At 38.5% G+C, this 14649-nt stretch carries 20 protein-coding genes; 1 reads left to right on the top strand and 19 read right to left on the bottom strand.

The genetic code is table 11. The annotated features are described in order from the left end of the window. Window positions 1-54 precede the first annotated feature (54 nt). From NG55_RS00860 to NG55_RS00925, 15 genes are all read right to left on the bottom strand, one after another. Window positions 55-1356, bottom strand: coding sequence for a pyocin knob domain-containing protein (locus NG55_RS00860; protein WP_065342030.1), 1302 nt, complete (start codon window positions 1354-1356; stop codon window positions 55-57). Beyond that, window positions 1356-1709 carry a hypothetical protein gene (locus NG55_RS00865; RefSeq protein WP_065342031.1) on the bottom strand — a complete coding sequence of 118 codons (354 nt, stop codon included), beginning with the start codon at window positions 1707-1709 and terminating at the stop codon, window positions 1356-1358. Before NG55_RS00865 ends, NG55_RS00860 begins: the two co-directional genes overlap by 1 nt. A gap of 103 nt (window positions 1710-1812) precedes the next feature. Next, window positions 1813-2325, bottom strand: a complete 513-nt coding sequence (locus NG55_RS00870; protein WP_065342032.1) for an SH3 domain-containing protein — start codon at window positions 2323-2325, stop codon at window positions 1813-1815. Window positions 2326-2421: 96 nt separating this feature from the next. After that, window positions 2422-2820, bottom strand: coding sequence for a hypothetical protein (locus tag NG55_RS00875; RefSeq protein ID WP_065342033.1), 399 nt, complete (start codon window positions 2818-2820; stop codon window positions 2422-2424). Between the two features lies 1 nt (window position 2821). Next, window positions 2822-3190 carry a hypothetical protein gene (locus NG55_RS00880; protein WP_065342034.1) on the bottom strand — a complete coding sequence of 123 codons (369 nt, stop codon included), beginning with the start codon at window positions 3188-3190 and terminating at the stop codon, window positions 2822-2824. 44 nt (window positions 3191-3234) lie between these two features. Then, a complete protein-coding gene (locus NG55_RS00885) occupies window positions 3235-3948 on the bottom strand; it encodes a hypothetical protein (protein WP_065342035.1) in 714 nt (237 codons plus the stop codon). A 38-nt stretch (window positions 3949-3986) separates the two neighbouring features. Continuing rightward, on the bottom strand, window positions 3987-4355 hold the full coding sequence (locus tag NG55_RS00890; RefSeq protein WP_065342036.1) for a glutamate 5-kinase: 369 nt from the start codon (window positions 4353-4355) through the stop codon (window positions 3987-3989). Further along, on the bottom strand, window positions 4355-4735 hold the full coding sequence (locus tag NG55_RS00895) for a hypothetical protein (RefSeq protein WP_065342037.1): 381 nt from the start codon (window positions 4733-4735) through the stop codon (window positions 4355-4357). Before NG55_RS00895 ends, NG55_RS00890 begins: the two co-directional genes overlap by 1 nt. A gap of 21 nt (window positions 4736-4756) precedes the next feature. Beyond that, window positions 4757-5062 (bottom strand): HeH/LEM domain protein, encoded by a 306-nt coding sequence (locus NG55_RS00900; protein WP_065342038.1) that lies wholly within the window; start codon window positions 5060-5062, stop codon window positions 4757-4759. Window positions 5063-5107: 45 nt separating this feature from the next. After that, a complete protein-coding gene (locus tag NG55_RS00905) occupies window positions 5108-6058 on the bottom strand; it encodes a major capsid protein (protein ID WP_065342039.1) in 951 nt (316 codons plus the stop codon). A 12-nt stretch (window positions 6059-6070) separates the two neighbouring features. Continuing rightward, window positions 6071-6862 (bottom strand): hypothetical protein, encoded by a 792-nt coding sequence (locus tag NG55_RS00910; protein WP_065342040.1) that lies wholly within the window; start codon window positions 6860-6862, stop codon window positions 6071-6073. 83 nt (window positions 6863-6945) lie between these two features. Continuing rightward, window positions 6946-7095 (bottom strand): hypothetical protein, encoded by a 150-nt coding sequence (locus NG55_RS20940; RefSeq protein WP_167247743.1) that lies wholly within the window; start codon window positions 7093-7095, stop codon window positions 6946-6948. A 479-nt stretch (window positions 7096-7574) separates the two neighbouring features. Beyond that, entirely contained in the window at window positions 7575-8576 is a 1002-nt protein-coding gene (locus tag NG55_RS00915; protein ID WP_065342041.1) for a DUF6602 domain-containing protein, read from the bottom strand. 99 nt (window positions 8577-8675) lie between these two features. Continuing rightward, entirely contained in the window at window positions 8676-8972 is a 297-nt protein-coding gene (locus NG55_RS00920; RefSeq protein WP_065342042.1) for a hypothetical protein, read from the bottom strand. An 80-nt stretch (window positions 8973-9052) separates the two neighbouring features. Next, a complete protein-coding gene (locus NG55_RS00925) occupies window positions 9053-9781 on the bottom strand; it encodes a phage antirepressor KilAC domain-containing protein (protein ID WP_065342043.1) in 729 nt (242 codons plus the stop codon). A gap of 283 nt (window positions 9782-10064) precedes the next feature. Here NG55_RS00925 and NG55_RS00935 point away from each other — a divergent pair, with 283 nt between their 5' ends. After that, the gene (locus NG55_RS00935) at window positions 10065-10412 is read left to right on the top strand and encodes an Arc family DNA-binding protein (RefSeq protein WP_065342045.1); all 348 of its coding nucleotides are present in this window, start codon (window positions 10065-10067) and stop codon (window positions 10410-10412) included. Between the two features lie 75 nt (window positions 10413-10487). Here NG55_RS00935 and NG55_RS00940 read toward each other — a convergent pair whose 3' ends face one another. From NG55_RS00940 to NG55_RS00955, 4 genes are all read right to left on the bottom strand, one after another. After that, a complete protein-coding gene (locus tag NG55_RS00940; RefSeq protein ID WP_065342046.1) occupies window positions 10488-11387 on the bottom strand; it encodes a hypothetical protein in 900 nt (299 codons plus the stop codon). Between the two features lie 273 nt (window positions 11388-11660). Further along, a complete protein-coding gene (locus NG55_RS00945; protein ID WP_065342047.1) occupies window positions 11661-12077 on the bottom strand; it encodes a hypothetical protein in 417 nt (138 codons plus the stop codon). A 90-nt stretch (window positions 12078-12167) separates the two neighbouring features. Next, window positions 12168-13265: a minor capsid protein gene (locus NG55_RS00950; RefSeq protein WP_065342048.1), complete on the bottom strand. Its 1098-nt coding sequence runs from the start codon at window positions 13263-13265 to the stop codon at window positions 12168-12170. A gap of 9 nt (window positions 13266-13274) precedes the next feature. Next, a complete protein-coding gene (locus tag NG55_RS00955; RefSeq protein ID WP_065342049.1) occupies window positions 13275-14615 on the bottom strand; it encodes a DUF4055 domain-containing protein in 1341 nt (446 codons plus the stop codon). Between the last annotated feature and the right edge of the window lie 34 nt (window positions 14616-14649).

Consider the following 14649-nt stretch of genomic DNA (forward strand, 5'->3'; position numbering starts at 1 on the left):
CCCAAATTTAGGCATTAAAAAACCCGCTGATTAAGCGGGTTATTAAAAAGTTCATTAAAGTGGCTCGTCTGTGACTTCTGGTGGTTCAACACCTGCCATTGCTGCAGCTACTGCCTCAGTTAAGTTTGTAAGCTGGAAATCATAAGGCGTATCTGAAAGTTGAATTTCCTCTAGTTCAGGCTCTGGTTCCTCATGTAGACGAATATCAATCCAACGACCCAAGGGAATATCTAGTGGATTTTCTAAATCCGCTACAACTGCAGCAAGATCAAAATCAAACTTACGCTTGTAGGTTTTAACTGAGATATCGCCGTTTTCTAATGTTTCATATACAACTGCGACAATCGTATTCCCATTCGCATCTTTAGGGACTTCGATATACCAGCCTTCTTGAGCAAAACCTAATGAGCCTTTAATCAGATAATCGCCAACCCCAAGTTTCTCAAACTTAATCGGCTGCTTTTTAGCATCCATATTGAGATCAATATAATCACTAAATAGCTTAGCAACTGGAGAAGCTGCTTTAAGGAAACCTGAACCATCAACAGTCGTGTTATGTTCACCTCTTAAAGCATACCAAGGCGAATAACTGCCATTGTAGCCTCGGCGTCTAAACCCAAAATAGTTGGAAGATGTGCCGATACAAATGTGAGCTGCATGCTCTACTGTGCTTGCAACGTTTAAACCAATGACATATTGAGCAAAAGTACCAGGATAATCTCCAGCTGCACCGGCATTAGCCGATGTACTTTGCAAGCCTAAAAAACTACCTCTATTATCAAAACTTGCTAACGGTGCGGAGGTTAGCATGAAGTTCGTGGCAAAACCGTTATTCACTAAGCGCTGATATTCTATTGAACTTGCGTCAACTAAACGGCGCCACGCGGACCAAGTTGCTAAATCCGAAGTAGATCGATACCAAATTCGTCCACTCGTTGCTGAAATATACACTTGGCTTCGATAACTGTTTGAACCTGAAATACTTGTAACGAGTAAAGAGCCTACAACACCAGTTTCAGGAAAATTTAAAGCTACCGTAGCACTTGCAAAAGTATCGTTACCATAGAAACCCACGGCGGTTATGTTGTTTAAATCTGCACCACCTACATCCGTATTGCGTAACGGCTTTCCAAATCCAAAATCTCCAACACGCAATACGCGACCAACAGTGTCATCAGATACAGATGTTGTTAGCGTTCCACCCGCGGCAGTGCCAGCACCTTGTACCTGAGACAAATTGGGATTTAAATTTGGGATGCCAGAAGCAAAAGGCAACATGAATTGCCGCTTACCTTGAGCAGCATTGTAGGGATATGGACGATGATCCCAATTAAATTTAAAAACTAGATTGGCCATTATGCTGTCACTCCATCAATTACCTGAAACGTTAAAGTCTCAGAATGTTGAGTTACACCACCAACCACAGCCTTAATATCCATTTGACTTAAACCCAATGGCCATGCCGATGTGCTTGCACCTGATTTAATGTTTAACCAGCCCTTTTGATTTGCCTGATTTAATGCAACGCAGGTTAAAGTCGCAACAGCACTCCCATCAACAAGGGCTTTCACCTGCGATGTAAATGCAAAACCTGTTAAATCAATTGCACGGCGTACATCATCAGGCGAAAATTGCAAAGCCTCATCAGTATCAACAAGCTGTAGATTAAGGTTGAAGGTGTCACCGCGCTTAAAAACAAAATTGCTCATAAGTGATTCCTATAGACATAAAAAAACCACCGAGAAGGTGGTATTGGTAAAATGTAAAAAACCACCAAATAAGGTGGTTTAAGAAAATGTAAAAATACTATTTTTACTTATATCTCTTATTTCCTCCACTAGTAATGCAGTAATGTCCGCCTCTAGGTCCTACGCAATAATCAACTACTGAACAAGAACAATCACTGTCATAGTATGTTTTTTCTTGCTTCCTTTCCTTATATTCAGATTGCGAGCTTAAAGCCTGATAATTAGTTGATTTAGATTTTGGTGACTTTTGTTCAAAACAGCCATCAGACTGACATAAGAGTTTACTTGAGACCCATTGAGGTGATTTCGAATTTAATGATATGCGGACCCAGCTACCTTGCTTCTCATAAATATCAACTTTATCACCACGTCCTAATTTACCAACCACAGATCCATTTGGTTTATCTCGAATATTTAGAGCATTTGTTTTTATATATTGAGAATCAATAATTTCTTCAGAACTATTCTGTGATGCATCAGTATTTGAACTTTTCACAGATGAATCTTCATTTCCTGAACCCAAAAAAATTATAGCTAAAACTCCTGCGGCTCCCCAGCCAATTGCTGAATTTTTCATATCTTACCATTTGTTATTAATTGTAATCACAATAACAAATAGGCTAAGGTTTTAAAAGTTTTGGGATACTAATTATTTACTAATTAAAAAGCGAATCTAATTTACTGAATAAGAAATTGATATATTGAATTGAATAAAATCATTATCTCTACCTACATTAATGGATTGACCTTGTAAACACTCCAGATGATCTGCATTGTAATACTCAAAATGATTCAGTAACGCTTCACTTAACTCAGTGATATTTTTCTCTCCACTATGCAGTCGATCAAAACACTGGATGATGATATTGCCCGTTCGCCGTGTACAAGGTTGATCAGCAATACCTGAGATAAAGCTTGATCCACCCGCTATCGTTAAACGACACCACAAGCCTTTTTGAGGCGCGTTAAAGTTAGGGGCATTCGGATATTGGATTCGTTCTTGATCAATACCAGTGAAGCCCTGCATACGAGTAATGATGGCTTGTCTTGCCTGTTCAAGTGTCATTGCCATTTTAAACACCATACTTTTGAGAAATGAAGTTAAACGTAGTGCTATAAATCCCTTGTGGTGCTTGCTTCGACCAACCATTTTCTAAACGCTCAGCATAAGGTTGATTGTTCTGAATATAGACCAGATTGCCCAGCTTAATCCGTACCGCTTGAACTGCAGCATCCTGCACGGCGTTTGTTTCAGGACCACGTTTTCCAAAGTTACCAGATCCGATCGATAGAATATGAGATGCACGATAAGCACCAGTATCAACTGGACTGGACACCACTAAAGACTGCACCGTATCCATGGTGATTTTCTGAATGAGTTTTTCAGTTCCCTTAATAACTGCTACGCTAAAGTCAGTTGGTTTTTTTCCGTGCCAAGCCATAAAATTTACCTATAAAAAAACCCACGACTAAAGTGGGTCTATTTTTATCTAATCCTGTGCTCATCAGCGAGCTTTTCAATCTGATTTTTAACTTCCTCACTATAAAATGAATAAGTTTCCAAAGCTTCAAAGTAGCGCCTACGAACTTGTTGTTCCTGTAAAATTAAACCAGGTAAAGCATCTCGATTATTAATATTTATTTTACAATCTTCCAGGTCTCTGCAAGTTTGAACAAGAGCCAATATTCTATACAAAAAGTTAAGTTGTTTTTGATGCATCTCGCAGCAAAGCTTATGAAATTCTTGATTCCTAAAATTCTTTTCTGATTCCTTTAAGTTATTAAAATGCACATGGATTCTAGGCATTAAGTTTTTGAGTTTTTGCTCATTATCCTCAAGCTCTTCATCGGTAAGCCCTCGTTCGTAAAAACTCGTAATAAAATCTTGAATGTCTTCTAATTCATTCGTAATTTCTTTTGTTTCTTTAAGAAGTTGAGTAACGTCGTTTTCATTCCGAATTAAACTATGCTGCTCACTCCAATGACTAAACAAAACAAAAGCCACCACAGAAGCTAGAAATGTAGCTGAGATGGTTAAACCATCTTTTAAAACTTCATATGATTTCACTAAGTCAAACTCAAAATGAGTAAGGGGATATTTACTTAAAAGTAAAAAAGCTATTAGCAAATATAAAAAAATTCCAAAAAAGAAAAACCAACATACACGGCGAATTTTCTTTTCAAGTTTAGTTTTAAACATACCCCCTCCTCATTTAATACCCGCATTAAACCAACTATTCAAACCTTTCTCAACTGACATTTCCAGATTGTTTCGGCTGGATCTTGCTGAATATGCATGACTCGAAACATGCCAAGTGGTGTAATCCACTCATCATCAATTTGCGGTGTCATGGTTACTTCATTCTGTAGAACAGCAGCCTTTTTATCGGTGGCCAAGACTCCAAGCGTTTGGATCTCATACTGACTATATGAACCAAACAGCACACCACGACCAGAATAATTCTCTTTAATCGTCTTATGCGTTTCGGTCAGAGGATCCCAATCTGACTTGATGATCCGCTCACACGAAAATGATTGAACAGTATCTGCCAGATCTTCATTAAATGCCTCAGCAATATCTGCCTGTAACTCGTCACGTAAACCCATTAGATCTTCCTTATAAAGAATACTGAAGAACGTTTGGTGAAGGGTTTAATCAGATCCAGTATGTATTGCTCGGTAGCATTTAGCTTAACTGAACCATCTTGGTATTCCTTTTCTGACTCTACCGTATCAGCCTTAACCTTTTTACGTTTTAAGGCCTGTTCATGTCCTTGGTAGAGTTCACCTTTCATGACGCCCCGAATGATCTCGTATGAGGCTGTCTTTAGTGCCTTAGGCACCAGTGTCACATCTTCATAAGGTTTCACATTACGGGCGATCAGATAGGTCTCAGACTTTTGTAGATAATCAGCCTTATCACTGGCAGATAAAGCATCAAAGCCTTTTACATGTTCAATCGCTTCTTGTTCAGTGATAAAGCTCATGGATTATTCCCCTTGTTGTTGCTAAGGTATGAGTGCAATCAATTCAGGCTTAGAGGCAGAGTTTTTAAACTCAATACCAAGATCGGTTAAGTGAGCCTTGATTTGATCTACTTTCCAGTTTTCATAATCACCAGGCGTAGGACCATCTAAAGGATCAGGTATTCCCTTACCTTCATTCAATTCTGCAATACGCGCTGTCATTGCTTCAGGATCATTCATGAAGGCAATAAACTCGCCCTTCACACCAGCCAATTGCTCTTCAAGTTCATTCACTTTTTCTTGTGTCATTTGTCGTTCCCGTGCTCGGTTAAATGATGAAAGTCCCATGTAAGGATCTCCAAAAAGATAAAGGCGGTTAAAACCGCCTTTTAGTTATTTGACCTTATGCTTAAACGCTACGATACGGATCTGCTTTGGATCATATACGCGCTCCCAATTACTTTCTGTTGAAAGACCGCTGTTGTTTGGGGCAATGCCCATTGCTCCCGACCATTTGATACCACGGGGATGCAGTACAAAATGGCGGCGGTTAATCAGAATGTCGGAACCAGCTAAACTGTCACGGTCTGTCTCAACACCAACCGGCGCTCCAATATCCTGAAAACCAATTGCACCTTGACCAAACAGGAACGATGTAAATACATCACCATCAACAGGCATTCCGTCATCGACAATCACACGGCGATCCATAAAGGTTTTATAAAGCACCACACCATCTGCATCACGCACGGTTTCAATCAAACCCTGTTTCGCCAATGCCGCCATCGTTGCCGAGTGCATGGCAATTGCTGTTAATTTATCAACCGCATCACCCAACTTATATGAAGCATCAATAAAGGAAACACCATCAATCACTGCAGCAGCACCGGCACCACCTGAAATATCGTGGGTATTGCTTGCCATACTGGCAGAACCGAACACACCTTTAAGCGTATTCACTGTGAACCCCTGAAACTCTCGTGCCCAGTAATCTGCAACAAGATCACCTACAGCACCTAATGGATCATCACCTGACAATGCCTTAGCAAGGTCATTGGCACCCCAAGCTTTACCACGGGCATGTAAAATCGCGATATCTTGCCCTGCAGCAATATTATTCACGGTTAAGGCCTGATTATCTGATAAAACTTCAGACTCACCGTCTAAATCGTTCCAGAATGGAATATTCACGGTTGAACCGCCTTGAGTGCCGAATGCCACCTCGACATCTAGTTCACCGACAATACCGGACTGCCATAAAGCAGATTTCTTGGTGGTTTTATTTAAAACGTACTGAGTGAATAACTCAGGTACGATCACATCAGCAATTTTTGTTTCAGCCATGTGGCCTTCTCCTTAAAGTTTAATGCCATGTTTTGCAGCGAGCTCTTTGGCTAACTGCGGATTTTCATTTCGTAATTGAGCGAGTTTAGTTAGGTTCACGGAGCCATCAGGTTTGGTGATGTCGACCTGAGCTTTGGTATTGGTGCTACCTGGTGAACCTGAACCATTTGCTTTAGGCCAGAAGTAAGGCTTTTGCTCTCGTAAGGTTTCGACCCATTCCTTTGGGGATAATGGTGTCTTGCCATCCTTCCCAATGACAATGTCGCCGTGTGCATCGACTGAGACAGCCTTACCATCTTCATCGAGTACAAATTTAGATTGAGCTAGGAAGGCAATATCTGCAGTGGCTTCTGGTAAGGCTTCAAGCTCTACTGCTGCTTGGATAATTTGACCTTGGACCACGGATTGCTTGAACTTATTGGCATAGGCTTCGGCCTTATCTGCACGTTCTTTTTCAGCATTCAGTAACTTGTCATGTTGTTCACGCATCTTCTCGGTACGCTTTTGAATGACTTCACTGACTTTGCCTTCAGCAATTAATTTCGCATCTTCATCAAGCTCCAGTTGGGCAAACAGCTTTTTAACGATTTCAGGATCAATCCCTTCAAACTGTTTTTGCAGCTTCTGGAGTTCTTGTTTCGCATTCTTGGCGGCATCACGCTCGCTTTGTAATGCAGTCTTCAGACCTTTCGGATCTTCGTAACCATCCAGATCAAGGCGAAACTTCCCGTCTTCCTCGACATATAAGCCACGATGTTCTTCTTTAACGTCTTCTAGTGAAGTCACAATAAATGGCAATGACATGTTCAAACCTCTCGTTTGATTAGGTTGAGCCTTTTCTCAAGGCAATATAAAACCGCCCGAAGGCGGTGTGTAAGTAAATGCGATTATTTCAGCGCTAAAATAATCGCGATAATTATGAGTCCTATGACTAATCCAAAGTTGGTAATCGCCTGCATTAGTCCTGCTCGATCGGCACCTTTCTCACTCATTTTTCCATCTACCTTTAACTCGGATTTTGATGTATTCTTATGCATAGAGATATTTCTCCTTAACTTTCACCGGTTGAGTTGATTTGAAAACCTCAGTGTTAGCGCACTGGGGTTTTTGCTTTGTTGGGTTAGCATATTTCTTTACTAACCCCTTGTTTAGACGGAACGCGTTCCTATCAATTTGAATACTTACATATCTAAAAAGTCCTCAAGATTTTTGTTCCATAACTTTTTTCAGGCACTAAAAAAGCCGACTTGATACAGTCGACTTCATCTTAAAATCGCTCAATTATTTAACCTAGCCTTACAGGGGGTATTAACATTTCATATGAACACCCCCTGTAGGTTTTGACAATAAATGGATCTTATGACTTGGAGCTTTAGTATAAAAAAACCACCTCGAAAGGTAGTTTCCCGTTTAGTTCAATAGATTAAAAGTACCGAATTTCAACTTTTTGTATTACATTCTGCTTACTTAAAAACGATGCATGTAAGGTTCCTGAGCTCTAATAGCCTACTACTCCCTAATCAACCTTTTTTCTCATTGGCTTAAAAATAATTTTATGATTTTCACTTGAGGTACTAAACTTAAAACTTACATTATCCGGATTATAATCTAATCCATTTTCATTAAAATCCTGACAACTTAGATTACCCCACATATCCTCATAACAAACAGAAAATATTTTTATATCAGGATTATGGTTTTCAAGTAGGTAAAGCCCAAATTTTTCTTTGCATAAAGTATTAGAAATACCTGAAAGTAATGATAATTCAATCGTATTATCTGAATGTTCGATACCAATCCATTTGTGAATATTGAATGTTATCTTTGCATAATCGATCCCATTTACTGTTAGCTTATTTTCTTCAGACTTAAAATGGAAATTATTGCTCTCAACAAAAAAATTTGCCCCCCCAATATTTAATCTTAAATTTCCTTCTCTACTTGCCTGACGTAGAAACTCTTCTTTAGTTAAATATTCCTTTAAATACTTCGTTTCTATATGTTTAAAATAATAGCTTTTATTCGAAATGCACAAACTCATCACTGAAGGATAAGTGTAAAATTTTTCATCATTTTTCTTGTATCTGGTTAACTCAGTACCTTGTATATCACTTGAAAATGCAAATAAGATAGTTGGAGCATTCCCCCCCATATCAGCATATTTTTTAAATTTTCCAATTGTCGTTTTTAGTTCTGTAGAATTTAGTGTGCTTTTAACCTCAAAAACATATTTCACGGCCTCAACTGGCACAAAAGCTAGTTCATTTTTAATATATGGTGGTAATATTTCATCATCATAAATGAAAAAATCAGTTTCGTTTGACTGCTCACCTCTAGAATTCTCAATGACTCCTTTTGAAATTTTATATTTTTTAGGTATAATTTCACTTATCAATGAAGATAGCTCACTTTCATTCAACCCCCCTTTAACCCCCTGATGAATAACATCTTTATTTAATTTAAAGTCAGCTTTCAAAGCATTTACTTTTGCATTGAATTTTTCAGAGATTATACTCATATAAAAATCTTTTTAAATTAGTAAATTAAGTTGATAAATTACTAAATTTTTAGCATCAAAACCACCTCGAAAGGTGGCTTTGATTAGATTAAGTATGATTTATGACTTACTATCCACTTCGGCTTGGTAATGATCTTCCTGCTTTTTACTAAACTCAAGTGAATCTTGAATCATGCCCTCAGTGATATGAAAAAGCCTAATAAGTTCTTTGAATACGGATTCAGGTACGTCATAGACCTTACCCACATGCTCAATGATTCTCTCCTGCTTATTGTGGATTGCCCCAAGCATCGCAGCGACATCTGCTACCTGTTCATATGCCAGTGCATAACCATCAGCAACGTCACTTGCATCATAGGCTTGATTTTTACTTCCTATCTGTACCATACTGTTCATGTTGTTTATTACTCCATGTGATGACAATGCTAAGCCCTTTGATTCCGCCAAGTTTCGTGAGGGCTTTTTTATTGTCTGAATTATGCATTGTGATTTCCTAAAAGCTTTGAAAGCTTGGTCAGTCCCTTTGGCGTTACTCTCACCTGCTCTGTGATTTTAGCTGAGCTATCTCCACGGGTGATTTCGGTTACCTTATGTTCTAAGTACCCAGACTGAACTTTTTCTTGATAGCCCAAGTAATGTGCTGAGCCTGTACGTTTATAAATCCACTGTTTTTGGTTCAGCCATGAGATCAGATCTTTTGGCCGCATTTGTAATGCTTTCGCTGTATCTGTTAAGCATAAGCTGCCATCCGCTGTCGCAATACGATCAAAAGCTTCAACTGTTGGCTGCATAACTTCCACTTGCTGTTCTAGCTCAATCACTTTTTCTGAATATGTCAGTAAGGCATTTCGCAAGGCATGTGGATCTGCCAATAGTTTCATTGGATCAATTGGTTTAGCAACTTGTGCTTCTAGTTCCTGCCAACGATCTACTAAGCGAGCAGTAAACTCTGGGCAAAGTTGAGCAACTAAAATAATGCTGTCTCGTTTACCTTGTTCGCCTGTGAAGATGTATGTCTTAACTTTAATATTCAACCCTAAGTTGTTGATTTTATCGACATCCTCAATTTGAGGAAGTCGAATTATGCCTTTGTCAACAAGAGTTTCAATAGTCCGTTTCACGTTGTCAGGTCGCTTATTAACAAGTTCAGCAATCTCAAAATGATTCATAGATTGTGCTTGTAATGATGGAACAATCGCATTCATACTTTTCTCTCCTTTTGGCTCTTGAGCCATTCTTCAACTATTACATTCAACTGACTTGTTAAAGATCTGCGATACTTAACTGCATATGCTTTAAGTTCATCGACTGTTTCATGCGACATTCGAATATTTACCTGCTGATTATTTCTTGCCATTTTTTATTTCGCCAACATAAATAGCAAAACAATATTATTTTGCTATCAAATTCTAACATAGCAAAGTTGATTTTTGTGTGCAATATTAATTTGCTATTAATCTGCTATTTTTATCTACTAAAGGGTATCTGATGTCATCTGAAGTTCAATTTAACTTAAGAATTCCTGCTGAACTTAAGCAAAGAATTGGTATAGCAGCAGAGATAAATAATCGATCGATCAATTCCGAAGCAGGAAAACGCCTATTAGATAGTTTCAATCCTAGAGTTAGAATTACGGATTACGACAATTTATCTGAACCAGCAATGGGAATTGAATTAGATGGCGTGACAATTGGACTTCTTAAATCTAATTACTCAGACATTAAGCTCCAGCCATATCGTGATGGAAAATGGGTTCTTAGTTACTTTGCCTTAAGGTGTATGATCGATGAAAAGGATGCAAAAGATCTTATTGAAAAAGGCTGCTCTGTTAACTAATTAGACCCGATAAAAAAACCCACCTAAGGTGGGTTTATGATAAACATAAAAAATCGTATGAAAAATACACTGTTTTTATAGCTTTTTATACTCAGTAATCTTAGACGTGTTCATACATATATTAGATTTCCTTCTGATGAAATGTGTAACATTCATTTTTTCTAACCAAGCTGAACACTTAAGCTCTTCAAACTTGTATCTTAAATAAGAAATTGCACATTCTCTAAACATATGTTTTGCTTCATCCAAAGACATTTTATTATTAGAATTCGGTTTTAATGAGTCGAATTTCAAACCATGCCTTGCATCAATTTTTAACAAGCTAAAATTATTTGCAGGGTTAGTGAATTTTGTCCTATCAGCCTTAGTATAAGTAACCGACCAACTTTTATCATGATACTTCTCTATAGTTTCCAATGTCTCCATAATCTTATATAAAATAGACCAACTCAAAGGCATGGAGAAATATTTTAATATTAAATACAATCCAATATTTTTCTGTTTCTGAGCTAAGTACATAGAGCTATTTATCAGATTATATTGCGTATTTAGTTTATATTGCTGATACTCTAAAGGCTTTAACTTTGATTTTAGAGATTGACCTAAATCCTGATAAAATCCAAAATATTCATCCTGATTCTCGTTGTATGCTTGACAATATGCATCTTCATCTTTCACTTTTACTAATTTAATCCTTTCATCCAAAATCGTACTATTTGATATTTTGTAAAAACCTCTTATAAGAGAAATTAGCTCATTTCCAATACTTAAAGCTTCTCGAATATCAGTAACACCATTAGAATGCACTGTAAAGAATCTGTGATCATCGGATGGACAGTCATGTGGTGAAGGTTCTGTATATATATAAATATCATTTATCCCCCAATTCCCCATATTATGACTAGAAAACAATTGATCTTCTGGCAAATAAAAATCGAACTTCCTTTCTGGATTAATATACTGAAACTGAGACATAGCTAGATAACCAATTAAAAAGATTGTTAATTATCAACAAAATAAATAAATTAGCTTATGAAGTCAATTATACCATATATGAATATTCTCATAATTTTACAATACCCTATAGTGACATAAAGTGGATTAATTAGGATACCCATCCTAATGGATATTAGGTCATGAAATTGCTAAACACATCCTTCCACCAACTAAACAATAAAGTTAAGCCGTGAAGGACTTTCTTAAAGTGAAAAAAACCACCTAAGAAGGTGGTTTTTAAATTTAATGTATTTAGTTAGTTAATAACGCTAAAAGCTTTCTTGAATCTAGTGGTTCTATATCTAAACGATTTAAATATGCATCAGCATCTTCAAAGCTAAGATTTTCTGTATTTACTATATTTTCTACATGATAAAAGACTTTGCTAGAAGACTTTGCGATTTCCAAAATTTGTAAAATTTCTCTTTTTCGATGATCCCTTGCTGCAGTCAATAATTCCTCATCAAGCAGTTTTACACTACCATCCAAATAGTTTACTTTCACAACCAATATAGGTGAGTTAGTATCAAGTATTTGACGTTGCGAGTCCTTGAATCTTCGGTACTCTGTTGCAAAAAAGTGTACAGACTTAACCTTTTCATCTTCTAATGCATTTAAGACCCAAGTGGTTGCTTCAGTTGAATTTAAATTTGATGCACGTGTATTCATTTATGGTTCTCAAATATTTATTTCTAATTCACGCTATTAGTACACTGTTTATTAATATATAAAATAGTATTCTACAATTTTATAACAAACCTATTTTTTAAAAGCTAAAGCATCCAACTTTTGAAGTTGATTCAATGTATAGAGCTTGCCCTCAGGATCAAAGAATTTATCAAAATCAAACTTACCTTCCTTATAAAGCTTAAAGCGCTTAGGCCCTAGCCATTCCTTTTGAAAGAAATCATCTGTTTTCTTAAAGAACTCTTTAAAAGTTGTGTTCGCATCGATCTGGCCAATTAGCTGATCACGCTCATCCTTAGGAATGTCTTTAACTTTACGTTCATCCATCACGAATGGACGTTGGCCAATCAGCAAACCATCTTTATCGACGGGTACTAAAATACTCCGACAATTAGGATGCAACGGCGGTACGCGCTTTGCAGGATCGTGGATCTCCCAAACAGTTCCATCCAATGATGCACAGAGTTTTGATGTTCTCCCGTCCAGGGTTGCAACCAACCTGACATATTCAAACCCCAACTGATTGAAGCTATTTAAATATGCTTGATTTGCTACGTGGCTGCGTACTGTCCTTACCGTGCGATCGATATCAGACTTACTGGAATTTAGTAGTCCGTCCTCATAATTCTGGCGTTTGGTACCACGAATGCGTTGGATAATTTCCTGATTTGTCTTGCCGCCGCTGATGCCATCCCGAATCGCATACTCAACCTTTTGCCGAGCACTTTCAGCAATCTTTGATAGCAGATCATCAACTAACGCACCACCGACCAATGGCGTTTTCTTGGCGGACGAATATAGCTTCTTACCGTCTGGCTTCCTGATCTTGCCGCCGTACAGCTTGGCAGTGTAATTTGCCTCATATACCGCCAAAGCTGTGGCTGAAACGGCGAAAACCTCAGGAATGGAAGTACTTAAACTGGCAAACCACTTTGCAATGAGATCTCGAATCTCTTTAAGGTTAGTTGTGGTATATAGCCCACCAGCCAAGGCCACCTTCTCAGCATCACTTAACTCATCCAGCAAATCCCGTAGCTTTGAAAGCATTTGGTCTGATTCAGAGTTAAATAATCTGGTTAATTCATTCACCGATTGAGATGAGACTCGATACAAATAAGCCTGGTGCTGAGTGAGCACCTCAATCAGATTTTTAATTTCATCTGAAGCCATTAAACACCTCTACAATGGCAAACTGTTTCGCTCATCCTCAACACGGTCAAGCTCCTCTTCATATTCATGTGTTGGAAGCTTGCCTGTAGCTATATATTCCCAATAGGTTTTAAATGAGTTTTTACCTGCAAGCGCACCTTCATAAAGTTGCTTGGCCAGATTGATATCATATTGCTGAACAATAAACTCAGGCTTCACAGTAAAAGCATATTTAGATGGATCTAACTTGAGCCACTGAGCCGCATACTTAATAGCTTGTTCAATGGCTTCGGCAGCACACATCACAATGCTGTGCAAACTAGCATGCTGATCATCCTGACGCGCACGGCGGGCTTCACCTGATTCCTGAGTATTGGTATCAATGACCTTGGCGCCAGCTTCCAGTGCTGCATTCTTTTGGGCATCCATTTCCTTTTTGGTCATATCAATCCCATCACCTGAGATTTCCAAGTAACCACAGGTTGATTCCTTAGGTAAATCCCACACGGCCATTACACCAGTTACACTAATATCAGATTCATTATCCAGACCGCTAATCCATGGTTGAGGGTGCGCGGTATGGTGCAAAGACTGAAAATAATCTGCACTCAACTGGTAATACTTCAATGCCGCTTTGGCCATCGTCAGCAATGGTACCGAACCCACATGCGGTGAATTGTCCGTCGTACCGCAAAATACAAACGGCGTAAAAGAAAGTTGGTTACCACCCAGATCAGGGGTTTTATCTTCTGGTATTGAACCATCGAATAAACGTACAGTTAAAGCGCCGTCTTGCATAGATAAAACACGGTGCACAATTTTGGTTTCATGGCCAAATTCATCAGCACTATTATCAAACTGCTCCTCGAGCACCAACAGCTTGAGATCCTTACGCCCTCCGATGCTATTTTCTTTCCAGTTGATAATCGAAAGCGCATCATACATAGCGAAATAAGGTACGCCGTCTGCATCCACGTCTACCAATAAACCACAGCGCCCACACTCCAGTAACTCTACACATACACGGATAAATAGCTGCTTCAATCCAAAGCCATCATTGGTCGCGTTATTAATCAAGCCAACCAGCAAAGAGCTCTCAATAACAATATCTGGCTCAAGCTTTGACACCAAGCCAATCATGGTCCGCAATGAATCTTGAACCCATAGCGGATATTGAGCACGGTTCACATAAGCCTTATAGATCTCACCTGCGGTATCACCCTGCTTCTCTGCTTCGATCATGCCTGCTGATTTAGGTAAATACCGAACAGCAGCAAGCTTAATCTCTTCTTCACCAGCAACAGCATCTCGCATCAGCTGCCAGCTTTTTTGTGCAGCAATATACTGCGGATGTTTATCAGTAACTGCCATAAAAACACCATAAAAAAAGCACCTGTAAAGGTGC

Source organism: Acinetobacter gyllenbergii, assembly GCF_001682515.1.
In the GTDB taxonomy this organism is placed as follows: domain Bacteria; phylum Pseudomonadota; class Gammaproteobacteria; order Pseudomonadales; family Moraxellaceae; genus Acinetobacter; species Acinetobacter gyllenbergii.